This is a genomic window from Bacillus cereus group sp. MYBK222-1 (assembly GCF_051916425.1).
Lineage (GTDB): Bacteria > Bacillota > Bacilli > Bacillales > Bacillaceae_G > Bacillus_A > Bacillus_A paranthracis.
The window spans coordinates 33062-57338 of the sequence record NZ_JBQAGP010000008.1; the positions used below are offsets into that span (position 1 = coordinate 33062).

The window sequence follows — 24277 nt, forward strand, 5'->3', positions numbered from 1 at the left end:
GCATCAATATGAGGTAATGTGTATCGGTTTATTATTTGCTGTATTTGGCATTGTTGCTTGGCGAGTACATGCTGGCGGCGTTACAGTGATGGATACATATGTCCGAGGGGTAGTAAAAGGGTTACAAACAGAAAGTTCGCTTACATTTTTCTCACACTATACAAAATTAGGTTCTGCCATTGGGATTGTAACTGTGCTTATTATAAGTTTACTTGTTTTTTGGAGAAAACGTTATTATGCTGCGATGATTGTATATCCAATGGGCATTTTAACAACACATCTTGTGAATAAAGGGATAAAAGAAATTATGAAAAGGGATCGTCCGTCGTTAAATGAAACGTTGGATGCGCTTGGATATAGTTTCCCTAGTGGGCATGCAATGTTATCTATTATGACATTTGGATTTCTTACTTATATCATTGTGGCAAATTTGAAGAGTGTGATCGGAAAATATGTAATAACGCTTTTCATGGGAATAGTAATCGTATCGATTGGATTAAGTAGAGTCATTTTAAATGTACATTATCCAACTGATATTTTAGCAGGTTATTGTGTAGGTGGTATTTTGTTAATTATGGCGATTTATTGCCATCGTTTACTTACCGAGAGATTGGGACTTAATAAAGAGAGATAAAAAGACGTCTGGAAAAACTATCATTATAGTGTTTCCAGACGTTTTTTGTTTGCATGAAGATGTGATACATTATAAGTAACAATTGAATGATGTAAAGTAGGTGAAAATGTGTGAAAACAAATGTACATAAAGTAGATAAGTGGGGAAAATTAGGAGCTTTTTTGTATCAGTTCCGTTATACAGTAATAGTAGCATTACTATTGGTTGCGATAGCGCTCGGTATTTTCGCTCCAAAGCTACCGGGAGTATTAGGTGGTGACGGTTTCCAAACAGAAGGGGACTATCAAAAAACGAAAGAAATTTTAGATAAAGATTTTAAGAGGTCTCAAGATACGCTCCTACTCGTTTTTGAAAAAAATAAAGGTGTTTCACATGAGGAATTTAAAAAGCAGTTAGAGGAAATTGTAAAGAATGTTCAAGAGAAAGAGACATATGAATCTTTCCATCATCCAGTGCAAAATAAAGAAATGTTACAAGATGATATCGGCTATGCGACAATTTTATTTTCCGGGAAAACCAATAAAGAACGAATGGAAAAGACATTACAATTTGCTGATAAAATTGAAAAGGAAAGTAATACAGCATTAAAAGTAACACCTACAGGGTTTCCGAAAATTAATAAAGAGATTAATGAAAGAACGCAAAATGATTTAAAAGTGGCAGAGATGATTGGGTTACCAATTGCATTTCTCGTATTACTATTTTCATTCGGTAGCCTTTTGGCATCTATTTTACCAATTGTAAATGGGGCACTTAGTGTTATTAGTACGATGGGCATATTATATTTTATAGGTAGTGATAAGGAACTATCTATCTTTGTGCTAAATGTTGCACCGATGATCGGACTTGCGTTATCTATTGATTTTGCGCTATTATTTGTAAATCGTTTTCGAGAGGAAGTTGCAAAGCGAACGGTAAAAGAAGCAATAGCAATTACATATCAGACAGCAGGGCGGGCAATCGTATTTTCAGGATTATGTGTATTCGTTGGCCTATCCGGTTTGTTTTTCTTTAAAATCGATTATATTCAGTCTGTCGCAATTAGTGGAATGATTGTTGTGATTATGAGTATTGTATTCTCGCTCACACTTCTTCCAGCGTTATTATCATTAATTGGTAAACGAATATTAAAAAAGAATCAAGTAGCACATACGCCGGCAAAGGCATGGCGTACATTTGCACAATTTGTAATGAAACATCCAATTGCGATGATTATTGTTGTTACAACATTTATTGTGATTTGTTTATTACCATTACGTACAGCTAATTTACAGTTCCCTGACGTAGAAGCTTTACCTAAACAAAGTGATACAAGAATTGCATATGAGAAGTACGAAGAGGCATTTAATAAAACTGCAAAAACACATGCTGATGTTACGTTAGTGGTAGAGACGAAAAAAGATATGAAAGAAAAAGAAAGTTTACAAAAGGTAGAAGAAGTCGTTCAAAAGTTAAAAGATGATAAGAAAGTATATGAAGTAAGAAGTTTATACGACAGTTTAAATGGAATGAAATCAGAGCAAGTTGCGGGGATGTTACAGTCGCCAGAAGCTGCTAAAATAGCTCCGGTATTTGAATCGTATACGAAAGGAAATAAGACAACAATCGAAGTCTTTTTACATACAAAACCACGTACAGAAATTGCGAAACAGTGGGTGCGTGATTTTAAACAAAATTATAAAGAAACGAACGTTACATATTATCTAGGCGGAATGACGACGTTCCAACAAGAGTTAGAAGATGAAATTAAAGATAAAGTTGCAATTGGTATGTCTGTTATATTTGGATCGACTTTTGTTATATTATTATTTGCATTTCGATCTATACTCATTCCAATTAAGGCGATTATTATGAATATACTTAGTTTAAGCGCAACAATTGGAATTGTTGTTTGGTTATTCGAAGGTGGTCATTTTGGTTTAGAAGCAAGTCCAGTTCTATTTGTTTTACCAATCTTCATTTTCGGCCTCGTCTTTGGGCTTAGCATGGATTATGAAGTCTTTCTTATTTCGCGTATTCATGAACTGTATGAAGAAACAGGGGATAACGATCAGGCGACGTTAGAAGGACTTGTTTCAACAAGTAGAATTATTACGTCAGCCGCTTTAATTATGATTGTTGTAACTGGTGCGTTTGCTTTTACTGATATTTTACCAGTACGACAAATGGGGCTTGGCGTTGCATTAGCGATATTTCTTGATGCAACAATTATTCGTCTTATGCTCGTACCAAGTTTAATGAAATTGTTTGGAGACTGGAACTGGTGGTTACCATTTCGAAAGAAAAAAGAAAAATCATCGTAAAAAATACTCATCTTATAGATGAGTATTTTTTTATGAATAGCAAGACCTACATTTTGCAAATAGTATGTGATAAGAACATTACATATAAGTAGGTGAAGGCAATGTTTCGTTATTTTAAATTTAAGCTAAATGATACAGTACAGTTTGCAGAAAACGATGGGCATATGTATCGCATTGTCGGTTATCGGTTAGAAAAAGGATTTTATCCAAAAGATGAATGGACTCATATTATTTATGAATTGCTTAGAGATTTTGATGGGTATACGATGGATGCGGAAGAAGAGGAACTTGTAAAGGTCATTCAAGTAGAGGATGAGTATTACAAAATACAAGAAGTATCGGGCTATCGTTATCCGGTAAAAATGAAGCAAAAACAACAAGTGATGAAAGTAGAAAAGATGGATGACTTATTAGATACGTATAACGATTATAAGAGGTTGGCGGATTTCTTTAAAGATTTATCATATGAACAAAAAGCGGAAGAAGTGTTGCAGGAAATGAGAAGGCGTAGAGCATGAGGGGCAGTCTATTATAAGACTGTCCTCTATTTTTGACGGTGCATCAAATTGTATTTTCCGTTACAATGAGAGAATCAATAGAAATAAGGTGATACAGTATGGAAACGAAGAAGAAGGGCGAATGGTGCGAAATGACTGTGCCAGCGAAATGGAATGGTATAAGCATTGAGTCGTTATTAAAAATAGAATGGGAAATACCGAAAAAGTTGTTACATCAGCTTCGTATGGAAAAAGGTGTTACCGTTAATGGAGAACAAAGAAGATGGAATGAGCTTTTAAAAGAAGGCGATAAGTTGCAAGTTCATATGTTTATGGAGGAAGAATACGATGTAGAGCCTGAATATGGTGAATTACATGTAGTATATGAAGACGATCATGTACTCATTGTAAATAAGCCTGAGAAGATGGATACGCATCCTTCTGAAAAAGGCGGGATGGGAACACTTGCAAATCTTGTTGCCTTTCATTTTCAAATGCAAGGTTTAGAGACGAAGGTTCGTCATATTCATCGGTTAGATAAAGATACGACAGGTGGTGTCGTGTTTGCCAAACATAGAATTGCTGGTGCAATTATGGATCGTTTATTAATGGAACGAAAAATTAAAAGAACATATGCAGCTCTTGTAGAAGGCAAAGTGAAAAAAAAGCAAGGAACGATTGACGCGGCTATCGGAAGAGATCGCCATCATGCGACGAGACGACGTGTTTCTCCAAAGGGAGATCAAGCAATTACCTATTATAAAGTAGAGAAGTATTTTAGAAAACAAAATGTTACGCTTGTAACGTTACAATTAGAAACTGGTAGAACCCATCAAATTCGTGTTCATATGAGCTATAATGGTAATCCGTTAGTTGGGGATGTTTTATATGGTGGAGGAACGAAATATATGTCTAGGCAAGCGTTACATGCGATGAAGATAAACTTTTTACATCCAATTACGAAAGAAGAGATTGAAGTGGATGTACCATTTCCTACAAAATTAAATGACACAATGAAAGAATTTCAAAGAGTGAATGCGTAAAGTGTAAGTTTAAAGTTGAGAAAAGTAGATTTTTGCAGGAATTTCTCTAAAAGAAGCGAAGCCGTTAAGAGAAAAGAGGGGTGAGAATCACTTGATCAAATATAAATATATACTAGGAATATTTTTCGCTTGTCTCTTAGTTACTCTATGTCTCTATCCATATTTACAAGAGCATTTGGCGGTACATTGGGATGTAAATGGTCGGCCAAACGAGTTTATGAGTAAACAAGTTGTTATAGCACTTATTCCTTGTCTTATTATTTTCTTACATGGATTGATGTATATTATTTCACATAATATATATAAGTTTAATGAAGACGAGCATGTCATTATAAGTGGATTTCTAAAGACGATTACTTTATTTATGTTGTTTATCCATATGCTCATTCTCTTTATTAATTTTGGAAGCATGATATCCTTTCAAACAGGACTAACAATAGGGATTAGTATGTTTCTTTTTATGCTTAGTAAGGCGTTTAAAAAAGTTCAGAGTACGGAAAAAGACCCAATCAAATTAAAAAAGATCCGTTTAGTGAGTAGACGGATTTTTCAAGTGATGGCATGTAGTATATTGTTTTCATTGTTTTTGAACTTGAAATGGGGATTTTATGTGTTACTTAGCGTAATAAGTGGTGGTTCTATTTTGTTTATGTTCTACGCTTTATACTCATACATAATAGAAAGTTATGAAACGTAAAAAAGAGTCTTCTCATTATGAGAAGACTCTTTTAATCTATTTACTTCGTAATAAATTGTTGTGTCCAGTAGTTGCCGCTTTCTACATAGCCAACACCGATGTGAGTGAATCCATTATTTAAGATGTTTGCACGGTGTCCAGCACTGTTCATCCAAGCTTGTACTACTTCTTCAGGTGTACGTTGGCCTTGGGCGATGTTTTCACCTGCAGATGTATAAGAAATACCAAATTTCTTCATCATGTCAAACGGAGACCCGTATGTAGGGCTGTTATGATCAAAGTAGTTATTTTTTTGCATATCTTCAGATTTAATGCGTGCTACTTTGCTTAATTCAGTGTCGATTTTTAAAGCTGGTAAACCTTGTTTTGCACGCTCAGCGTTTGTTAATTCAACAACACGTTGTTCGAACTCGCTTAAAGATTTTGCTTCTTCAGCAGGCTTTTGCTCAGCTGGTTTTTGTTCAGCCGGTTTTTGCGTATTATTGTTTTCAGCAGGCTTTTGAGCTTCTGGTTTTTGAACTTCTTCAGCAGGCTTTTGCTCGGCAGGTTTTTGCTCAGCAGGCTTTTGAGTTTCTGGCTTAGCTGTCGGTTGCTCAGTTACAACATTTTCAGTAGGTTGTTGACCAGGAATAATGCAATTTGGTTGGAAGTTTCCTTGTTGCCATTGTGCTAATGACTCAACGCCCATAGATTGTAAGAATGCTTGTAATTCTTGTTGGCTCATTTGCTTCATCATCACTTTTGAATGCTGAATATTTTGAACCTTTATGTTAGATGGTTGTACTGTTGCAGCTTGTGCATCTAGAGAAGATACTCCTAAAGTAAGAGCTGTTGCAGCAGCTACAGATAATAAAACACGCTTTTTCATGATGTGTGTCCCCCTATATAAAGTTTTAATTTGTTTTCACACGATTTGTTTTTGACAGTCTGTCTGACTGACAAATTCATCGTAGCATAGATTTTGTGAGAAAAAAGATGGAAAAAAATTCATAGACTTAAAATTTACCTAATTTATCCTAAGAGGGGAAAAGGGGAAAAATAAGAGAAACATAGAGTATAAAAGGAATTTTCAGCATTTTTATACTTGGTTATAAGACGCGTTTTTTGGATAAATGTACCTATATTGAAAATGAAGAATCCTATTGTATCAATGGTTTGAGCGTTTTTTTGAGGAATATACTGGATTGATTTTTACAAAACTGTAATGTTTCTGTTGTTCTTTTTTATAATAAAGTAACATATTTTTAATGTTGTAGCGGACAAAAAAGCGGCTATCTCTTTACATAGACGAAGGAGATAGCCGTTTTCCTATTATTACGTATGTTACGAGTTATTACGAGTTGGTTTCAATTGCTTCTAATAATAAATCAACGATGTGAATTCCTCTCATTTTATGAGAAAGACCTTCTCGTTCAATGCCTAATTTCATTTGTAATAAACAACCTGGATTTGCAGTAACAATGGTTGCTGCTTCTGTTTCATGCACACGGTCCATTTTGTAATCTAGAAATTCCATAGATAGTTCTGAATGAACAATGTTATAAATACCAGCAGAACCACAGCAGCGATCTGCATCTTTCATTTCGCGGTATGTTGCGCCTTGAATTGCTTCTAGTAACATACGAGGTTCTGAAGATGTTCGCATAACATTGCGTAAGTGACAAGAGTCTTGATACGTAATAACTTGCGGCGTGACTCGTAAGTCATTACGTTTATGGAAATCTAGTTCTACTAGAATAGCAGTAATATCTTTAATTTTAGAAACGAACTGCTTTGCACGTTCAGCCCACTGTGGATCATCTTTTAACAAGTAATCGTAGTCTACGAGGTAAGCTCCGCAACCACCAGCATTCGTAATAATATAGTCGATGTTTAAATCTTCGAATGCTTTTATATTGCGTTTTGCTAATTCCTTTGCCCCATTTTTCTCACCAGCATGTCCATGTAATGCCCCGCAGCAACTTTGTGTTTTCGGAATAACGATATCACAACCAGCTAACTGAAGCAGTTTCATCGTTGCGTTATTTGTTTCTAAAAACATTGTATCCATTAAACAACCTGTGAAGAATGCAACTTGTTTCTTCTTCGTACTTTCAGCAGGTAAAAATTCAGGGCGATCTTTCATTGCTTTCATTTTAGGGACCTTAGGCAAAACGAGATCCATTGTTGCAAGTGTTTCAGGGAATAACTTCATAATCCCTGTTTTATGTGTTAGCGTTTGTAAACCGGAACGTTGGTAAAATCCGATTAATCCTGTTAATGTTCTCATTCGATTTTGATGCGGGAAAAGTCCTTCAAAAACGACTTTACGAACAGCTCTCACTGGCATTGAAAACTTTTTGTTTTGATTTATAATATCACGAGCTTCTTCTAATAAATGTCCATAATTCACACCAGATGGACAAACAGGTTCACAAGCACGGCAGCCGAGGCAAACATTTAATGTGTTTTCAACATCTTCATCTGGCTCAATTAAGCCGTCAACGACCGCTTTCATTAATGCGATACGTCCACGCGGGGAATGTGATTCTTTATATCCAGATTGAATGTAAGTAGGGCAAGTTGGTAAGCAGAAACCGCATCGCATACAGTTTAGTAGTTCATCTTCACTTAATCGTTCTTTAAATTCCTTTTGAATGTTTTCTTTATTTAATGTTGTCATCGCTCAACCACCACTCTTTTACGAGTGTCCTTCGCGAACATCTTTCCTGGATTCATAATGTTATTTGGATCGAAGGCTTGTTTAATTCCTTGCATAGCAGCAATACCTTCTTTACCTAACTTCATTTCTAAATACGGAGCCTTCATCGCACCAACACCATGTTCACCAGTAATCGTGCCACCAAGTTCAATTGCTTTCGCAAATATTTCAGCAAAAGCTTGTTCAGCTCGGTGCATTTCTTCTTCGTTGCGAGCATCTGTCATACAAGTTGGGTGTAGGTTGCCATCGCCAGCATGGCCAAACGTACAAATAGGAATATTATATTTTTTGGCAATGGCATTAATAGCTTCAACCATCGGAGCAATCTGTGAGCGTGGTACCGTTGCATCTTCTAATATTGTAGTAGGTTTTAATCTTGCCAGTGCTGACAGTGCACTACGGCGAGCTGTTCGAAGCGCATCTGCTTCCGCTTCATCTTTTGCGACGCGAACATCAACTGCATTCATGGAACGACAAACGTTAGCCATTTTTTCAATATCTCGATTAACAACTTCAGGTGGACCGTCTTGTTCAATTAATAAAATTGCTTTTACGTCAGTTGGTAAACCGATTTGAGCAAACTCTTCTACTACTTCAATTGTCGGCTGGTCTAAAAACTCAAGTGTCGCTGGAATGATTTTATTTGCAATAATAGAAGAAACAGCACGTGCAGCTTCATTAATATCTTCATATAGTGCAAGCATCGTTTTCTTCGTTTCAGGCATAGGAACAAGTTTTAATATTGCTTCTGTTACGACGCCAAGTGTTCCTTCAGAACCGATAAATAAACGAGTTAAATCGTAACCAGCTACATCTTTTGCTAATTTACCACCAGTGCGAATCATATCACCATTTGGTAAGACAAGTTCAAGCCCCATCACATAATCACGTGTTACGCCATATTTTAATCCACGTAATCCACCCGAGTTTTCATTAATGTTACCGCCAATTGTAGAAATTTTCATTGAGCTTGGATCTGGTGGATAAAATAAACCTTTTTCTTCTACTGCTTTAATAATATCAAGCGTAATAACACCAGCTTGTACAGTAATTGTTAAATTTTCTTCATCAATTTCTAAAATGTTATTCATATGGCGGAAGATAAGGACGATACCGCCTTCAAGTGGACATGTCCCTGCGCAAAGATTTGTTCCAGACCCACGAACATATACAGGGATTTTGTGAGTGTTACATACTTTTAATACTTCAGCTACTTCATTTGTATTACGAGGAGCAATGACTGCATCAGGCATTGCTTGGAAGTTTGGAGTGGCATCATAACTATACGTTAAACGCCCCATATTGGATGTATCTACATTATCTTCGCCAACAATGGATACGAATGAATCAATAATTTGTTTTTCTAACATTGGAAATCCCCCTCAAACTGTTAACGTAATGAGTCATAATAAAAAACGTTGTCACAGTGCTTTCATTATAATGATAAAAAAGTCGGGGGATTCTTTCTATGTATAATCATCTAAAGATTAATCTATTTTATCATTCTTTTTTGTTTGATTATCTAATAAGAGGAGCGAGAAATATAAAATATTTAAGTCCTTGAATTGTTTCGGATCAAGTCCTGTATACTCCTCAATTTTTTTAAGTCTATAATGCAATGTGTTAATGTGTATATGTAATTGCTCCGCTGTTTGTTTATAGGATTGGTTATAATCAATAAACAAACGTAAAGTGTGCATAAGTTCAGGCGATGATAATAAGTTTTCGATGGTGCGCTTTAGAAATTGTTCCCGCGTTTCCGCAGAAATATCTTGTAAGCACATTTCTAAACGTAAATCTTCATTAAATACAATGTTTTTCGTTTCAAGTGATACGGAAAGAGCTTGTAATGCTTGTTCGTATGATAAGTTCATATTGCTTGGTGTAACGGATTGGCCAATCCCGATATATAAAGGAATAGAAAACAAAGTTTCACAGTCTTGTTTTAATCGTTTTAAAAATTGATATGTTTGCTCTTTGGAGTTCGTGGCTGTAAATAAAATGAATCGATCATTTCCCCAGCGAACAAATAGATGCTCCTTTGTTAATAGATTGCGTACGTGTTGCCAAATCTTACGCTGAAGCATCGTGTCATTTTGATCGATAGAGAACAAAATAAGTTGTTTCTTCTTATATAAATCAATACCAAGTGTTTTGGCACGATCGAGAAAGCTTGGAGACCAGTCTGTATTTTGGAGCCAATCAAAGACAAATGCTTCATAAGAACGGTGTTCAAGTTCTAGCTGTTCTAAAAAGTAGTTTTCGTGAATGAGTAGTTCGGTCATTTTACGTAATATTTCTCCGTATTGGGAAATGTTTTCAGGTTCGCCTGTAATTCCAATGACACCAATTACTTCGTCATGGAATAGTAAAGGGAGATTCATACCCGCTTTTACGCCATGCAAACGTCGTTCATCTTCTTTTGTAATAATGACAGTTTTCTTTTGTTTCGCACAGCGGAGTGCGCCTTCATGAAATTGACCGATTCTTTCTATATCTGTACTTGCGATAATAACGCCTTGTATATTAATGATAATAATATTTTCTTTAATTAGTCTGCGTACTTCTCGTACAATTTTATTTGCTAAATCAGGAAAAAGCATAATTGGCACACCTCAAATTCTATTTGTTGTACATTATATATGTAAATGAAGTAGGAAAGGGAAATTTCACACTTTCCACACATTTATTTGTTATTTTACAATTATAACGAAATCATCCGAAGATGGAGGGAATCTTTTGAGAAAGTCTGTTTTTCTTCTCTGTTTTGTATTTCTATTAGTAGGGTGTCAAGGAAGCTCGTATACACCGATTGCTAAAGATAAAAGTGTTATTATAACAACGAATATAAAAGAAGGCAGTATTAGTTTTGTCGATAAGCAAACTAAAAAGTTAATTACGACATGGGAACTTAACGAGCCGATGGCAGGAACCCTACTACTTCCAAATGGTGAAGACATACTTGTATATGGTAAGCAGTTAGAGTACATGTATGTATATTCACTAGTCGAAGGAAGACAAGTGGAGAAATATAAAACTGGAAAAGGTATTGTAAATGTAATCGTATCCGAAGATAAAAAACAATTATTTGCTGCCGATCAAAATGCCCAAAAGGTAAGGTTCTTTACGATAAAAGGTAAAGAGACAGGAAGTGTGTCAACCGGAAAAGGGCCAATAACGATGGTAGAGTACCATAACCAGTTATCTGTATTAAACTTTTATGATACGAAGCTAACGACAATTGATACAAAGAAAAAAGAAGTGATACAAACCTTTATGATTCCACCAGCGTCAACGGGGGCGACAATTAGTCCAGATGGGAAAGAAATATGGATTGGCGGACATGGTGATGGAAATCAGGTAAATGAGAAAGTATTAGTGTATTCTTTGCAGAGCGGAGAAATGGTACGTTCTTTACACGCTCCGTTTATGCCTGTGAATATTACGAAGGATCATAAGTACGTATATGCATTAAGTCACGGTTCGAATACGCTTAGAAAGTTTGATGTTAGCACGTATAAAGAGGTGGCTTCTGTAGAAGTAGGATCAAACCCATTTGCATTTTTGAAGAGCGGAGCAGAAGGATACGTAGCAAGCTATGATAGTGATGAAGTTTGCGTCATGGATATGAAGAATTTGAAAATAAAACAAACAATTAAAGTCGGAAAAGGACCGTTTCAACTCATAGAGAGAGAAGGGAAGGACAATGAGTAAATATAGGGTGCTAGTTGTAGATGATGAAAGTGATATGAGGCAACTTGTTGGAATGTACTTAGATAATTTCGGATACGAGTGGGAAGAAGCTGAAAATGGAAAAGAAGCTCTAAAAAAATTAGAGACAAATCATTATGATTTCGTTGTACTAGATATTATGATGCCAGAGATGGATGGACTTTCAGTTTGTAAAGAAATTAGAAAAACGTCAGATGTACCAATAATATTTTTAACAGCAAAAGGTGAAGAGTGGAATAGGGTGAACGGCTTACGTATGGGAGCAGATGATTATATTGTAAAGCCATTTAGTCCTGGTGAATTAATTGCTCGTATGGAAGCTGTATTAAGGCGTTATACAAAGCAAGAGCAACAAGAGGAGATTCAGTTTGGCCCGATCCTTATTAATGAAAAAAGTAGGAAGATTGAGGTGGATGGTGAGACGATTTCTCTTACAGTAAAAGAGTTTGATTTACTCTATTTTCTTTGCCAACATACAGGACAAGTATTTAGCCGGGAACAATTGCTGGAAAAGGTATGGGGATATGATTATGCCGGAAGTACAAGAACAGTAGATACGCACGTGAAAACGATGCGTTTGAAGCTTGGAGAAAGTGGAAACTACATTCAAACTGTTTGGGGTGTAGGCTATAAATTTGAGGTGTAACGTATGTTTACGATGGTACAGAAGCTTTGGCTGACAGTAGTATGTGCAGTATTTGTAACAGTTTCCTTTCTTTATTTTGTATCTTTATATTCGTATGAAAAACTATACGTTGATAATTTAAAAGATTCATTAGTAATGGAAGGGAAGCGTCTTGCTGCGCAATATGATAAGCGCGAAGGAATATCAATTTTTGAAGAGAAAGTAAGAGCATTTGATCAAATATCTAGTTCAGACGTTCTTTTCGTATCGAACCCACGTGATTTAAGTGCATGTTTACCATTTGATGTGCACCATCATTCTCTTATAAGTGAAGGGGACAGGCAAGCATTATTAGATGGAAAAACTGTGACAAAGATAGGATACGAGGAACATTTTGACCGTAATATTATGGGGGTTGTCATCCCTGTTTTAGAAAATAAAAAATTAGTTGGTATTGTATATTCTTATATTCCTTTAAAAAGTATAAAAGACTTAATATATGATATGGGTCTTATTTTAGCACCGTTAGCACTTGCTATAACTTTACTGACAATATGGGTTGGTAGAAAAATTATTATTGCTATTACGAAACCACTTTCGCAAATGGAACGAGTTGCCAATCATTTGGCTACGGGAGATTTCTCAGAACGAATTACAATTTCTTCTGAAGATGAAATTGGACGATTAGGAAAAGCATTTAATAAGATGGCAAATTCTTTAGAGACAGAAGACGTAAAGCGTAAGGAGTTTTTAGCTAACGTTTCGCATGAACTAAGAACACCGCTTAGTTATATAAAAGGGTATAGCGAGGCTATTTTAGATGGTGTAGCGAAGGGACCGCAGCAGGAAAAAGTAACACAGCTCATTCATAAAGAAGCAGATCGTATGCAGCGTCTCGTTCATGATTTATTAGATTTAGCACAACTAGAAGGGGAACATTTCCCTTTAAAGAAACAACCTATCGTTTTTTCACAACTAATTGAAGATGTGTTAGATACGTATGAGATTAAGTTTATAGAAAAGAAAATTCGTATTTCAACAAATTTAAATCCAGAAATCATTGTAATGATTGATGAGGATCGTATGCAACAAGTGCTTCATAACGTGTTAGATAATGCGATACGGTATACAAATCAAAACGGGGATATTATGATAACGCTTAGGCAGATAGATGATTATTGTGAATTGAACATAAAAGATACAGGAATCGGTATTGATACGGAGCATTTAGAAAACCTTGGTGAACGTTTTTACAGAGTTGATAAAGCGAGAAGTCGTCAACATGGTGGAACAGGTTTAGGCCTGGCAATTGTAAGACAAATTGTTCATATACATGAAGGACAGTGGCGAATTGAAAGTGAAAAAGGGAACGGCACGACGGTTAGTATTAAATTGAAAGTACAGGATGAGGAGAGCATGTTCTAATTTTTAGGGCATGCTCTTCTTTAGAAAACAGTTATACGTAAAAGTATTAATTAATATGTAATAAATATCGAAATTTTGACGATTTTATGAACAAAACATTTGTACTTCTTACCAATTCGTTCTAAAATGGTTATGATGCAAAGTTCTTATAAATCGTTTCAATTGTTGTTTGGAAGATACTGAGGTGATTTAACTGGAGTACAAATCTATTAAACCGAAAAAAATTTACGAAGAAGTATCTGAAGCTATTTTAACAATGATTAAAAATGGTACGTTAAAACCTGGTGACAAACTACTTCCTGTACATCAATTAGCTGAGCAGTTTCAAGTTGGCAGATCTGCTGTTCGTGAAGCGCTAAGTGCGCTAAGAGCGATGGGCTTAATTGAGATGAAACAAGGAGAAGGTACATATGTGAAGAATTTTGATTCTTCTTCATTAACAAAATCATTAAACAATAGATTATTGATGAAGAAAGAAGATATTTTGAATTTATTAGAAGTACGAAAGGTGCTTGAAGTGGGGGCAGTTCGAGCAGCTGCGGCAAAACGTACGGAAGATAATTTGCAAAATATGAAGCATTGGTTAGATGAAATGGCAAAGAGCATTGGAGATGAAAAGGCTGGCGAAAAAGCAGATTTTCAGTTCCATATGGGAATTGCGGAGTCTTCGCATAACAACATTTTGCTTGAACTCATGAATCATGTTTCAGAGATGATTGCTGAAACGATTGGTGAATCAAGACGCATTATTTTATATGGTGAACAAACAACATCAGAACGACTTATAGAAGAGCATCAAGTTATATATGATGCAGTGTTAAAGCAAGATGTAGAATTAGCGCAGCAAGCAATGCTAGATCATTTAACAAATGTGGAACATATTGTCACAGGTAGCAACGATATAAATTCTTAATTTAATCTTTTAAAAATCTAATTTTCTGATAAAATAGAGAGAGATTAAGTAAGCGTTTTCTTTAGAAGAGGGAGAGGATAGGCCATGGTTGAGCCTATTTCTTCTCTCCTTAGTCATCTGATGACCATATGTTTGTTGGTGGAGTTGTAAAAAGGGGGAGTAATAATTATGAAAGTTACTTTATTTGTTACTTGTTTAGTCGATATGTTTGAAACAAATGTCGGCAAAGCAACAGTTGAGGTGTTGGAGCGTTTAGGTTGTGAAATTGAATTTCCAGAAGCACAAGTTTGTTGCGGTCAGCCTGCTTATAATAGCGGCCATGTAGAAGCTGCAAAAGAAGCGATGAAACATATGATTGAAACTTTTGAAGATGCAGAATATATCGTTACGCCATCTGGTTCTTGTGCGACAATGTTTCATGAGTATCCGCATGTTTTTAAAGATGATCCGAAGTGGGCTAAACGTGCACAAAAAGTTGCTGATAAAACATATGAATTTACACAATTTATTGTAGACGTTTTAAAGGTTACTGATGTTGGTGCAAGTTTACCAGGGATTGCTACTATTCATAAATCATGTCATATGACACGTATGCTTGGAGTAACAGAGGCACCAGGAATTTTATTATCAAATGTAAAAGGGTTAACTGTGAGAGAGTTACCAAATGTGCAAAATTGTTGCGGGTTTGGGGGAACGTTTTCAGTGAAGATGACTCCAATTTCTGAGCAAATGGTAGATGAAAAGGTAGATAGTGCAATGGAAACAGGCGCTGATTATTTAATCGGTGCAGATTGTGGGTGTTTGTTAAACATTGGCGGACGTATTGAGCGTTTAGGAAAAGAAATAAAAGTAATGCATATTGCTGAGGTACTGAATAGTCGCTCATGAAGGGGGAACATAAGCTATGTCTATGAAAATCAGTGAGAAAAAATTTAATGATCGCGTTGGCGATGGAATTCAAGATTCGTTTATGCGCGGAGCAGTATCTTCTGCACAAACACGCTTATATACGAATCGTTTAAAAGCAGCAGATGAATTAGGAAACTGGGAAGAATGGCGTGAACTCGGTGAAGAAATTCGTCAACATACGTTAGAAAATCTTGATTATTACTTAATGCAGTTAAGTGAAAATGTATCCAAAAGAGGCGGACATGTGTACTTTGCGAAAACGAAAGAGGAAGCAGCAAAGTATATTCAAGACGTTGCAAAAAAGAAGCAGGCAAAAAAGGTAGTAAAATCAAAGTCAATGGTAACAGAAGAAATTAGTATGAACCATGCGCTTGAAGAAATCGGTTGTGAAGTGTTAGAAAGTGATCTAGGAGAGTATATTCTGCAAGTAGATAACGATCCACCTTCACATATTATTGCGCCTGCTCTTCATAAAAATAGAACGCAAATTCGTGACGTATTTAAAGAAAAGCTTGGCTATGAAAATTCTGATGATCCATACGAAATGACAAAGTTTGTTCGTAAACAACTTCGTGAAAAATTTATGGATGCTGAAATTGGTGTGACAGGTTGTAACTTCGCTGTTGCAAATACTGGCTCTCTTTGTTTAGTAACAAATGAAGGTAATGCCGACCTTGTTATGTCGATTCCAAAAACACAAATTGCGGTTATGGGTATGGAACGTATGGTTCCGACAATGGAAGAATTAGATGTTTTAGTTGGTTTACTATGTCGTAGTGCAGTAGGTCAAAAGTTAACAAGTTATGTAACGGTAGCGGGACCAATTCAAGAAGAGGAAGTAGATGGCCCAGAAGAATTCCACTTAGTTGTGGTTGATAATGGTCGTTCTCAAATTCTCGGATCTGAATTCCGTCAAGTTTTGCAATGTATTCGTTGTGCTGCTTGTGTGAACGTATGCCCTGTATATCGACATGTTGGTGGACATTCATACGGCTCTATATACTCAGGACCAATTGGGGCGGTATTAACACCACTTTTAGGTGGATATGATGATTACAAAGAGCTTCCTTATGCTTCTAGTTTATGCGGAGCGTGTACAGAAGCTTGTCCAGTAAAAATTCCATTGCATGATTTATTATTAAAACATCGTCAAGTTATCGTTGAGCAAGAAGGGCGTGCTCCACTTGCAGAAAAATTAGCAATGAAAATGTTTAGTATGGGTGCATCTTCAGCAGCTTTATATAAAATGGGATCAAAGATGGCGCCAGCAGCAATGAGTCCATTTACATCTGGTAACCGTGTATCAAAAGGTGTTGGGCCACTTAAAAACTGGACAGATATTCGTGAATTCCCGGCTCCAAGTAAAGAACGATTCCGTGATTGGTATAAAGATCATAAGAAAGGCGGGGACAAATAATGACAGGATTAATTCAAAACCGTGAGTCCTTTCTAGAAAATATTGCAAAAGAACTTGGACGCACGCGTAAAACGGATGGTGTAAAACGTCCAGTATGGAAAAACAATGTGAATAAAGAAACGTTAAAAAATTATTCACAAGAAGAATTGTTAGAAGTATTTAAAAATCAATGTACAAACATTCATACAACTGTTGTGGAAACGACAAATGACCGTTTACGTGAAGATATTCAAAAAGTAATCGTTGAAAACGGCGGGGGACCTATTATGTTATCGGCAGATGAACGTTTTGATTCTTATGGATTGACTTCTTTATTTAAAGAAGAACTTCCAAAGCAAAATGTTGAAGTGAACGTATGGGATCCTGAGAAAAAAGAAGAGAATATGCGTATCGCGGAAAGAACGAATATTGGAATTGCATTTAGTGATTATACTTTAGCCGAATCTGGTACGATCGTTGTACAAAGTCATAAAGGCCAAGGCCGTTCTTTACACTTTTTACCGACTGTATACCTTGCTATTATTCCACGTGAAACACTTGTACCTCGTATTACACAAGCAGTTGAGGATATGAACAAGCGTGTAGAAAATGGCGAGACAGTGGCATCTTGTATTAACTTTATTACAGGACCTAGTAACTCGGCAGATATAGAAATGAATCTTGTTGTCGGAGTACATGGACCATTAAAAGCAGTATATTTCATCGTATAAAATAGGGGAAAGCAGGCCAGAAAATGGCCTGCTTTTTTAATAGAATAGAGATAATATGAAGTAGAAGTTCTCTCCTTTTTTTGCTATGTTCTTCTGGAAAGGAGAGGAAGGGATGTTCACTTATGTATATGCATTGTTAGCGGGGATGGTGTTTGGTTCTTTTTTTATGGTAATTGCGATGAGAGTTCCGCTAGGGGAGTCTATCATAACCCCGCGTTCATATTGTCATTATTGTAAGTATGTGCTAAAGCCAAAAGAATTGATTCCAATCATTTCTTTTTGTATGCAAAGAGGGCGTTGTACGAATTGTAAGAGGAAAATTTCAATTTTGTACGTAGTATTTGAACTTGTAACTGGAATGATATGCCTTCTTACTGTATATATGATTGGGGTGGAACGAGAGCTTATTATCGTTTTATCACTTTTTTCGTTACTTCTTATTATTTCAGTTACAGATTACATATATATGTTAATTCCAAATCGTATTTTAGCTTGGTTTGCTTGTTTACTCATTTTAGAATGTGCTTTTATACCGTTAGTCACTTGGATAGATAGTATAGTTGGTAGTTGCGTTATATTCATTTTGTTATACTGCATGCAAAAGATATATCCAGAAGGGCTTGGGGGAGGGGATATAAAATTACTTTCGTTACTTGGATTTATAGTGGGACTGAAAGGGATTTTTATCGTTTTATTTTTATCATCTTGCTTTAGTCTTTGTTTCTTTGGAGCTGGTCTCGTATTAAAACGTATGAAAATGAGGACTCAAATACCGTTTGGTCCTTTTATTAGTCTTGGGGCAATATGTTACATGTTGGTCACGTATGCAAAATAGAGAGGGGATAGAAAATGAATGTATATATGGATGATCAAAGAAGTTGTCCGTACGGTTACGTGCTCGCAACTACAGTAGAATGTGCTTTGCAAATGGTACGAGATTATGAGGTGAATGTTCTTTCCCTTGATTTCAATATGGGATGGGGAGAAAAAAGTGGATTAGATTTTGTCGAAGCTTTTTGTAAAGAGGGTTTATATGTAAATGAAATACACTTTCATACGAATGATGTCATCGGTATGCATAAGATGAAACAGAGAATGAATAAGGGAAAGGAAGAAGGAGAGATTAATCCTAATCTTGTTGTTAAATATGTGGGGAGCTAAAAACTCCAAAGTAAAACTTTGGAGTTTTTAATGTTTCATATGCGCTTGCAACGGAATGATTTCTTCTTGTTGAGCTGCTCCTAATTCAGTTTCTTCTTGTTTCACGTCAGGTACTTTCTTTGTTAAGTAATGGTATACCATACCGACAAATACAGACCCACCAATAATGTTACCGATTGTAACTGGAATTAAGTTATGAATAGCACCTGCAAAAGAAATTGTCTCAGGATGCGGTGAAACTAAAGATAAAGCAAACAGTGATAAGTTTGCGATGCTATGCTCGTAACCAGATAAGAAGAATGTGAAAACGAGCATCATCATCATCATAATTTTTGCTGTATCACCTTTAACTTGAGAAGGTAAGAAACAAGCAAGACATACAAGCCAGTTACATAAAATTGCTTTAAAGAATAGTTGCATTGTAGGTGTATTCATTTTTCCTTCTACTACTTTATTCATGAAATGACCGTGATCAATTGCTTCAAAAATGCCAGTTGCGTAAAATAGTAAGGCAAAGAATAAAGCACCAGCTAAATTGCCTGCATAACAAGCAAACCAGTTACGAAGTGTATCAGATAGTGTTGTTTCTTTTCTTAATGTTGCTACAGTGAAGTACATTGTGTTTCCAGTAAACAATTCAGCACCACCATATATAATAAGTACGAGAGCAATTCCGAAAAACATAGAAGCAGCTAAATAAGTTGCTGGTGAATCTGCAATGTGAAAAAAGTTACCTAATTTAAAGCATAGAACAATAATAAAACCGATATAAATACCCGCAAGTGCTGCACGAATGAAATATTGCATCGGGTTTGTATCTAACATTTGTTTTTTGCTCTTAGCCAGTTTGACAACATAATCTAATCCTTGTTCTAGCATGAGTAATACGCTCCTTTAGTACATCATCTATAAATACTCCTTATATGAATAAAGTACATGGATTCTTTTATAGTTTCAATAAGTTTGTGCAATGTTTCACAAAAAGGACATACATATATTAAGAAAGCGTTTACAAAATATAGTATAATAGAATTTTTTCTGGACATTGAGAGGGGACAAGGAAAAAAGAAAAAGCACTGTAATTACAGCGCTTTTTCGTCTAAATTCTTTTCTACTTTTGTTTCTACTTCTTTTGAGAAGAACCAACCACCAGCTGCGATTCCAACTAATACAATCCAGAATGTAAGCTTCCATGGTGTAGATTCTGGGAATGAGTGCGGAATTACATTTAATGCAGGGTGTGCTAACGTATAAACTGCTAGTTTCACACCAACCCAACCTACAATTAAGAATGCCGCAGTTTCAAGTCCTGGTTTACGTTTTAAAATTTGTACGAAAGCAGTTGCCGCAAATCGCATAATGATTAATCCGATAAGTCCACCTACAAAGATAACAACGAATTGTCCAGTATCAAGACTACCAATTGTACCTAATCCTGTTTTTGGTAAAGTCATTGCTAATGCAACAGCAGCTAAAATAGAATCAACTGCGAAGGCGATATCTGCAACTTCAACTTTAAATACAGTCCACCAAAAGTTCTCTTGTTTTTTCTTTGCTTCTTTTTCTTCTGTTTCTTCATCTGTATTCTTTTTAACATACGTTTTAAATAAGTGATTACCAGCGATAAACATAAGGTAAATGGCACCGATTGCTTGCACTTGCCATACGTCGACTAGGAACGAAATCATAAATAACGATCCGAAACGGAAAACAAATGCCCCTGCTAATCCATAAAATAGTGCTTTCTTTCTTTTTTCTTCTGGTAAATGTTTTACCATAATTGCAAGAACAAGAGCGTTGTCAGCCGCTAAAATCCCCTCTAGTGCAATTAGGATGAGTAATACCCAACCATACTCCAATAATAATGATACATCCATGTACATTCTCCTCTCATTTCTATAAGTACTAAATAAGTGAAGAATTTCCCCACTATTTAGTTTCCCCATACTCCTGCCTATTAACTTTGGAAGAATTTGGTAATGAATGCAAAAAAGACCTCTGCCGTTAATAGGCAAAGGTCTTGCTAGACATATGTAATGAAAATGCCAACAAAGCCGGAAGAACTAAGTTCTACGTAATGACGACTTTGTTTCCAAGAAATATTCTTGGACGCTACTCCCCTTTGGAGATATGCTATTGTACTCTCATTATATGGATAATTTATACGGTTGTCAACCTGTTAAAAGGTCTTCATTCGGATATTTTATTTTCCGGTTCTTTTTACGTGCAAATGAAAAAGCTAATGTTAAAGGCCCCATCTTCCCAAAAAACATCATAAAGATAATAATAGCTTTTCCAATCATCGTTAAGTGTGGTGTGAAATTCATACTGAGACCGACAGTCCCAAATGCTGAAAATACTTCGAAAGCACTCATCAATAGAGGAACTCGCTCAGTAATGCTTAAAATTAAAATAGCAAAAAAAATAAATGAAATAGAAATAATAGCGATGGTTAATGATTTGACAATGAGAGTATCTTTAATGGATTTTTTAAACACGACAATATCATCTTGCTCTTGTAAAAATTTAAATACTCCAAAAAACATGATTAAAAAGGTTGTTAATTTAATCCCACCGCCAGTTGAAGCACTACCGGCTCCGATAAACATTAGAAGCATCATTAATAAAAGGGAAGGCTTTGATAATGCGGAAATATCAACTGTATTAAAACCAGCAGTACGCGTTGAAATAGCTTGGAAATAAGCAGCCATGCCTTCTTCAAATGGAGTAAAGCCTCTCATAGAAAGAGAATTGTGAAACTCGAATATAAAAATAAAAACAGTCGCAATAATATTGATGATTAGAGTAGAAGAGAGCATAAGTTTTGAGTGTAATGTAAGGTTTTTAAAATTTTTCTTTCTTTTTATATCTACGATTACTGTAAAACCAATCCCACCTAAAATAATGAGGGAGGAAATGACGAGATTGACAAGAATGCTGTGAGAGTGGGACATTAAATTATCGCTCCAAACAGAAAAACCTGCATTGTTAAAAGCAGAGATGGAATGAAAAAAGCTATAATAGATCCCTTTAGCAATCCCATATTTCGGTACCCATTCAAAAGAAAGAATGAAAGCAGCGATACATTCGACTGTAAAAGAGAATAAAAATAATGCTTTGGCAAGACGAATGACACCGCCTATATTCGTTTGATTTAATGCTTGTTGCAGTAAAATTCGGTTTTGAAGGCCAATTTTTCTGCCAAGCATAATCGCAATTAAAACGGCAAAGCTCATAATGCCAAGTCCGCCCACTTGTATAAGTGTTAAAATGACACATTGGCCAAATAAGGTAAATACTTTCCCGGTGTCCACAACACCAAGCCCTGTAACCGTACAAGCAGAAACGGTTGTAAATAAAGCATCGAGCCATGAAATAGACGTCGTTGTAGCAATTGGCAATTTTAATAAGCATGTACCGATAATTGATAACATAATAAAAGACAAAGTAAGAACACGGGGAGGACTCATGCGAATGTTAATCCGTTTCATGTTACATATCGTTCCTTTCAGTTTGCTTTTACTAGTATGTGAAAAAGCACCATTATGTATGTTAAAAATAGAAAGAGGCAGAGAATATCTGCCTCTAAGCCATATGTTATATTGTTATCCACGTAATTGTTGTTGAGCTAAAGAAACAAGACGTTTTGTTACTTCACCGCCAACTGATCCGTTAGAACGTGATGCAGTATTAGACCCTAAGCTTACGCCGAATTCTTGTGCAATTTCATATTTAAATTGATCAAGTGCTTGTTCAGCACCTGGAACTAGTAATTTGTTTGTTTTTGCCATGATGATACACATCCTTATGAGTAATCCAGTTCAGCTAAGTATGTATCTGAACTGGTACCGTTATTTTATGTGGAACCGGCGTGCTCATACGCGGAAGTAATCGGTGTGATTAGAAGTTATTGGATAGAAAAAAGAGTAGCAATTTTTGCTACTCTTTTTTTAGTATTGTCGCTGTACCTTCCACGACAATATCATCCGATTGATTATATATATTTGTTTGCAACGTAATGATTTTTTTATCGTCACGTTTTTTGATGACCTCTGCCACAACGCGAAGTGTATCGCCGATTTTGACAGGAGCGCGGAATGAAACGTTTTGAGATAAATAAATCGTATTTTTACCCGGGAGTTTCGTTCCAAGGATGGTAGAAATAAAACTTGAAACGAGCATACCATGAGCAATACGTTCTTTAAACATTGTCGTTTTTGCAAAAGAATCTAAAATATGAATAGGATTCACATCTCCAGTCAATTTTGCAAAATTGATAACGTCCTCATCCGTAATCGTTTTTGTAAGTGATGCTTGATCACCGACTTGAATCTCATCATAACGAAGCTCCGGGACGGTTTGTGCTTCTTGAAATGGATTCATTTTGTCCTCCTTCTTTTCCATATCGAAAAATGCTAGCCATCTTGATGTAGTAGGAGGAAGAAAGAGTTTTGTTTGTGCTGCAGTTAGCTCCCACATTTTTCTTACTTGATGGAAGTAAATAGATTTTTTGAGTTTTCCTCGAACTTTTTTGCGAGTTCCAACTGTTTTGTCTTGAAATCTTCCAAAAAACCTTCTAACTGTTTTTGAGCCTCTTCACGTTGTAATTGTTGTTGTTCAATAAATTGCTTCGTTGTTTCTTCAAATTGACCGCTTGTTTGAGTAAGGATAGACAAAGATGTTTTTGTAGGAGAAACAGTTAGCTGTTGCATATGAGCAGAAAGCTCTTTCCATTTGTCTTGCCACTCATTAATTTGATCATTTAAGGAGTTTCCAGTTAATTGCTTCACGTAATCTGTATACTGATTATTGAATTGAGTAGTAAATTGTTGCAGTTCTTTTTCTAGTTCATCTACTCCTGATGTTAATTTATGCAAAGCATCTTGTTGTTGTTTTAATGTTTCTAAAGTAAGTTGCTCTAATTGTTTCCCAGCTGAAGAGAAAAGGGAAAGTGATTGAGACCAGTTTTTCCAAAATGCATCGACTAATTCGTATGGTTTAGTTTCCATTGTTTGACCCCCAAATGTTTTTTTACATATTGTGAACGCAGATTATTCTGCTGTATCACCAGGTGAAGATGAAGAATCTTTTTCATCCTTTTCTGGAGAAGTAGAAAATGGAAAGAATGCATTGGTGTATAACGTGAAAAACGTCCGCAACATATTTTGATAATGCTCAAAAGAAGTCGCACATGTTGTTAAATATTGCTCTCCATATTCAGTTAAAGAATAAATTCTTTTGGCTGGCCCTCCGTCGCTTGTATCCCAAGTAGAAGAAATAAGGTTTTCTTTTTCTAATTTGCGTAGTGTTCTGTACACATTACCTTGGTCAACAGAAGAAAAGCCGATATCCATTAGCATTTGAATAAGTTTGTAACCATGAAGACTCCAGTCTTTAAGACAGAGAAGTAAGAAGGGAACTAAGAAGTTTTTTGGCATGGAGTTTGGTTGTTTTGCTTGGTTGTTCTCCAAACTTTCGCGTTGTTCTGGTTCATTATGTAGCATGATTGT

General features: G+C 35.8%; 25 protein-coding genes and 1 riboswitch. Of the genes, 14 read left to right on the plus strand and 11 right to left on the minus strand.

What is annotated here, in order from left to right; all coding sequences use genetic code 11:
* Nucleotides 1-16: 16 nt before the first annotated feature.
* From ACTFR9_RS23755 to ACTFR9_RS23775, 5 genes are all read left to right on the plus strand, one after another.
* Complete coding sequence (locus tag ACTFR9_RS23755) at nucleotides 17-634, plus strand: phosphatase PAP2 family protein (RefSeq protein WP_001996991.1); 618 nt, start codon at nucleotides 17-19, stop codon at nucleotides 632-634.
* A 110-nt stretch (nucleotides 635-744) separates the two neighbouring features.
* The gene (locus ACTFR9_RS23760) at nucleotides 745-2937 is read left to right on the plus strand and encodes an MMPL family transporter (RefSeq protein WP_061185641.1); all 2193 of its coding nucleotides are present in this window, start codon (nucleotides 745-747) and stop codon (nucleotides 2935-2937) included.
* Nucleotides 2938-3038: 101 nt separating this feature from the next.
* The gene (locus ACTFR9_RS23765; protein ID WP_000490297.1) at nucleotides 3039-3455 is read left to right on the plus strand and encodes a hypothetical protein; all 417 of its coding nucleotides are present in this window, start codon (nucleotides 3039-3041) and stop codon (nucleotides 3453-3455) included.
* Nucleotides 3456-3553: 98 nt separating this feature from the next.
* Nucleotides 3554-4477: an RluA family pseudouridine synthase gene (locus tag ACTFR9_RS23770; RefSeq protein WP_000448363.1), complete on the plus strand. Its 924-nt coding sequence runs from the start codon at nucleotides 3554-3556 to the stop codon at nucleotides 4475-4477.
* Between the two features lie 91 nt (nucleotides 4478-4568).
* Nucleotides 4569-5174 (plus strand): DUF1648 domain-containing protein, encoded by a 606-nt coding sequence (locus ACTFR9_RS23775; protein WP_000598992.1) that lies wholly within the window; start codon nucleotides 4569-4571, stop codon nucleotides 5172-5174.
* Nucleotides 5175-5214: 40 nt separating this feature from the next.
* Here ACTFR9_RS23775 and ACTFR9_RS23780 read toward each other — a convergent pair whose 3' ends face one another.
* From ACTFR9_RS23780 to ACTFR9_RS23795, 4 genes are all read right to left on the minus strand, one after another.
* On the minus strand, nucleotides 5215-6042 hold the full coding sequence (locus ACTFR9_RS23780) for a CAP domain-containing protein (RefSeq protein ID WP_000747582.1): 828 nt from the start codon (nucleotides 6040-6042) through the stop codon (nucleotides 5215-5217).
* Nucleotides 6043-6507: 465 nt separating this feature from the next.
* Nucleotides 6508-7836, minus strand: a complete 1329-nt coding sequence (locus ACTFR9_RS23785) for a (Fe-S)-binding protein (protein ID WP_000209638.1) — start codon at nucleotides 7834-7836, stop codon at nucleotides 6508-6510.
* Nucleotides 7833-9245, minus strand: coding sequence for a glycolate oxidase subunit GlcD (gene glcD, locus ACTFR9_RS23790; RefSeq protein WP_000890742.1), 1413 nt, complete (start codon nucleotides 9243-9245; stop codon nucleotides 7833-7835). The genes ACTFR9_RS23785 and glcD overlap by 4 nt, the downstream gene beginning before the upstream one ends.
* Before the next feature lie 117 nt (nucleotides 9246-9362).
* Entirely contained in the window at nucleotides 9363-10478 is a 1116-nt protein-coding gene (locus ACTFR9_RS23795) for a CdaR family transcriptional regulator (protein ID WP_000898624.1), read from the minus strand.
* A gap of 136 nt (nucleotides 10479-10614) precedes the next feature.
* Between ACTFR9_RS23795 and ACTFR9_RS23800 the strand changes: the two genes are divergently transcribed.
* The 9 genes from ACTFR9_RS23800 to ACTFR9_RS23840 all read left to right on the plus strand — a co-directional run bounded on the left by ACTFR9_RS23800 (nucleotide 10615) and on the right by ACTFR9_RS23840 (nucleotide 18767).
* Complete coding sequence (locus ACTFR9_RS23800) at nucleotides 10615-11589, plus strand: YncE family protein (RefSeq protein ID WP_001232401.1); 975 nt, start codon at nucleotides 10615-10617, stop codon at nucleotides 11587-11589.
* Entirely contained in the window at nucleotides 11582-12253 is a 672-nt protein-coding gene (locus ACTFR9_RS23805) for a response regulator transcription factor (RefSeq protein ID WP_000049874.1), read from the plus strand. The genes ACTFR9_RS23800 and ACTFR9_RS23805 overlap by 8 nt, the downstream gene beginning before the upstream one ends.
* A 3-nt stretch (nucleotides 12254-12256) precedes the next feature.
* A complete protein-coding gene (locus ACTFR9_RS23810; RefSeq protein WP_048557209.1) occupies nucleotides 12257-13657 on the plus strand; it encodes a sensor histidine kinase in 1401 nt (466 codons plus the stop codon).
* 223 nt (nucleotides 13658-13880) lie between these two features.
* Nucleotides 13881-14570, plus strand: coding sequence for a FadR/GntR family transcriptional regulator (locus ACTFR9_RS23815; protein ID WP_255256540.1), 690 nt, complete (start codon nucleotides 13881-13883; stop codon nucleotides 14568-14570).
* A 168-nt stretch (nucleotides 14571-14738) separates the two neighbouring features.
* Nucleotides 14739-15458 carry a (Fe-S)-binding protein gene (locus tag ACTFR9_RS23820; RefSeq protein ID WP_000869149.1) on the plus strand — a complete coding sequence of 240 codons (720 nt, stop codon included), beginning with the start codon at nucleotides 14739-14741 and terminating at the stop codon, nucleotides 15456-15458.
* A gap of 16 nt (nucleotides 15459-15474) precedes the next feature.
* Nucleotides 15475-16896 carry a LutB/LldF family L-lactate oxidation iron-sulfur protein gene (locus ACTFR9_RS23825; protein WP_000061914.1) on the plus strand — a complete coding sequence of 474 codons (1422 nt, stop codon included), beginning with the start codon at nucleotides 15475-15477 and terminating at the stop codon, nucleotides 16894-16896.
* Nucleotides 16896-17606, plus strand: a complete 711-nt coding sequence (locus ACTFR9_RS23830) for a LutC/YkgG family protein (RefSeq protein ID WP_000147210.1) — start codon at nucleotides 16896-16898, stop codon at nucleotides 17604-17606. Before ACTFR9_RS23825 ends, ACTFR9_RS23830 begins: the two co-directional genes overlap by 1 nt.
* 112 nt (nucleotides 17607-17718) lie before the next feature.
* Nucleotides 17719-18441, plus strand: a complete 723-nt coding sequence (locus ACTFR9_RS23835) for a prepilin peptidase (RefSeq protein WP_440049030.1) — start codon at nucleotides 17719-17721, stop codon at nucleotides 18439-18441.
* 14 nt (nucleotides 18442-18455) lie between these two features.
* Nucleotides 18456-18767, plus strand: coding sequence for a cyclic-phosphate processing receiver domain-containing protein (locus tag ACTFR9_RS23840; RefSeq protein ID WP_001103780.1), 312 nt, complete (start codon nucleotides 18456-18458; stop codon nucleotides 18765-18767).
* A 27-nt stretch (nucleotides 18768-18794) separates the two neighbouring features.
* Here ACTFR9_RS23840 and ACTFR9_RS23845 read toward each other — a convergent pair whose 3' ends face one another.
* The 7 genes from ACTFR9_RS23845 to phaQ form a co-directional block, all read right to left on the minus strand.
* The gene (locus tag ACTFR9_RS23845; protein ID WP_000893048.1) at nucleotides 18795-19646 is read right to left on the minus strand and encodes a formate/nitrite transporter family protein; all 852 of its coding nucleotides are present in this window, start codon (nucleotides 19644-19646) and stop codon (nucleotides 18795-18797) included.
* 203 nt (nucleotides 19647-19849) lie between these two features.
* A complete protein-coding gene (locus ACTFR9_RS23850; RefSeq protein ID WP_000383322.1) occupies nucleotides 19850-20644 on the minus strand; it encodes a TerC family protein in 795 nt (264 codons plus the stop codon).
* A gap of 90 nt (nucleotides 20645-20734) precedes the next feature.
* Nucleotides 20735-20900: riboswitch (yybP-ykoY riboswitch) on the minus strand.
* A gap of 38 nt (nucleotides 20901-20938) precedes the next feature.
* Nucleotides 20939-22258, minus strand: coding sequence for a TrkH family potassium uptake protein (locus ACTFR9_RS23855; protein WP_076856620.1), 1320 nt, complete (start codon nucleotides 22256-22258; stop codon nucleotides 20939-20941).
* 114 nt (nucleotides 22259-22372) lie between these two features.
* Entirely contained in the window at nucleotides 22373-22558 is a 186-nt protein-coding gene (locus tag ACTFR9_RS23860) for an alpha/beta-type small acid-soluble spore protein (RefSeq protein ID WP_001140707.1), read from the minus strand.
* Nucleotides 22559-22706: 148 nt separating this feature from the next.
* On the minus strand, nucleotides 22707-23150 hold the full coding sequence (locus ACTFR9_RS23865) for a MaoC family dehydratase (RefSeq protein WP_001067916.1): 444 nt from the start codon (nucleotides 23148-23150) through the stop codon (nucleotides 22707-22709).
* A gap of 101 nt (nucleotides 23151-23251) precedes the next feature.
* A complete protein-coding gene (phaP, locus tag ACTFR9_RS23870; protein ID WP_000448589.1) occupies nucleotides 23252-23776 on the minus strand; it encodes a polyhydroxyalkanoic acid inclusion protein PhaP in 525 nt (174 codons plus the stop codon).
* Between the two features lie 42 nt (nucleotides 23777-23818).
* Nucleotides 23819-24271, minus strand: a complete 453-nt coding sequence (gene phaQ / locus ACTFR9_RS23875; RefSeq protein ID WP_000903020.1) for a poly-beta-hydroxybutyrate-responsive repressor — start codon at nucleotides 24269-24271, stop codon at nucleotides 23819-23821.
* Between the last annotated feature and the right edge of the window lie 6 nt (nucleotides 24272-24277).

Excerpts from the sequence above, each read along its gene's own strand:
- ACTFR9_RS23845 (WP_000893048.1), bottom strand. The coding sequence starts at position 19,646 with ATGCTAGAACAAGGATTAGATTATGTTGTCAAACTGGCTAAGAGCAAA.
- ACTFR9_RS23785 (WP_000209638.1), bottom strand. The coding sequence starts at position 7,836 with ATGACAACATTAAATAAAGAAAACATTCAAAAGGAATTTAAAGAACGA.
- ACTFR9_RS23770 (WP_000448363.1), top strand. The coding sequence starts at position 3,554 with ATGGAAACGAAGAAGAAGGGCGAATGGTGCGAAATGACTGTGCCAGCG.
- ACTFR9_RS23830 (WP_000147210.1), top strand. The coding sequence starts at position 16,896 with ATGACAGGATTAATTCAAAACCGTGAGTCCTTTCTAGAAAATATTGCA.
- glcD (WP_000890742.1), bottom strand. The coding sequence starts at position 9,245 with ATGTTAGAAAAACAAATTATTGATTCATTCGTATCCATTGTTGGCGAA.
- ACTFR9_RS23810 (WP_048557209.1), top strand. The coding sequence starts at position 12,257 with ATGTTTACGATGGTACAGAAGCTTTGGCTGACAGTAGTATGTGCAGTA.
- ACTFR9_RS23865 (WP_001067916.1), bottom strand. The coding sequence starts at position 23,150 with ATGAATCCATTTCAAGAAGCACAAACCGTCCCGGAGCTTCGTTATGAT.
- ACTFR9_RS23825 (WP_000061914.1), top strand. The coding sequence starts at position 15,475 with ATGTCTATGAAAATCAGTGAGAAAAAATTTAATGATCGCGTTGGCGAT.
- phaP (WP_000448589.1), bottom strand. The coding sequence starts at position 23,776 with ATGGAAACTAAACCATACGAATTAGTCGATGCATTTTGGAAAAACTGG.
- ACTFR9_RS23755 (WP_001996991.1), top strand. The coding sequence starts at position 17 with ATGTGTATCGGTTTATTATTTGCTGTATTTGGCATTGTTGCTTGGCGA.
- ACTFR9_RS23840 (WP_001103780.1), top strand. The coding sequence starts at position 18,456 with ATGAATGTATATATGGATGATCAAAGAAGTTGTCCGTACGGTTACGTG.
- ACTFR9_RS23805 (WP_000049874.1), top strand. The coding sequence starts at position 11,582 with ATGAGTAAATATAGGGTGCTAGTTGTAGATGATGAAAGTGATATGAGG.
- phaQ (WP_000903020.1), bottom strand. The coding sequence starts at position 24,271 with ATGCTACATAATGAACCAGAACAACGCGAAAGTTTGGAGAACAACCAA.
- ACTFR9_RS23855 (WP_076856620.1), bottom strand. The coding sequence starts at position 22,258 with ATGAAACGGATTAACATTCGCATGAGTCCTCCCCGTGTTCTTACTTTG.
- ACTFR9_RS23820 (WP_000869149.1), top strand. The coding sequence starts at position 14,739 with ATGAAAGTTACTTTATTTGTTACTTGTTTAGTCGATATGTTTGAAACA.
- ACTFR9_RS23860 (WP_001140707.1), bottom strand. The coding sequence starts at position 22,558 with ATGGCAAAAACAAACAAATTACTAGTTCCAGGTGCTGAACAAGCACTT.
- ACTFR9_RS23850 (WP_000383322.1), bottom strand. The coding sequence starts at position 20,644 with ATGGATGTATCATTATTATTGGAGTATGGTTGGGTATTACTCATCCTA.
- ACTFR9_RS23780 (WP_000747582.1), bottom strand. The coding sequence starts at position 6,042 with ATGAAAAAGCGTGTTTTATTATCTGTAGCTGCTGCAACAGCTCTTACT.
- ACTFR9_RS23765 (WP_000490297.1), top strand. The coding sequence starts at position 3,039 with ATGTTTCGTTATTTTAAATTTAAGCTAAATGATACAGTACAGTTTGCA.
- ACTFR9_RS23795 (WP_000898624.1), bottom strand. The coding sequence starts at position 10,478 with ATGCTTTTTCCTGATTTAGCAAATAAAATTGTACGAGAAGTACGCAGA.
- ACTFR9_RS23835 (WP_440049030.1), top strand. The coding sequence starts at position 17,719 with ATGTTCACTTATGTATATGCATTGTTAGCGGGGATGGTGTTTGGTTCT.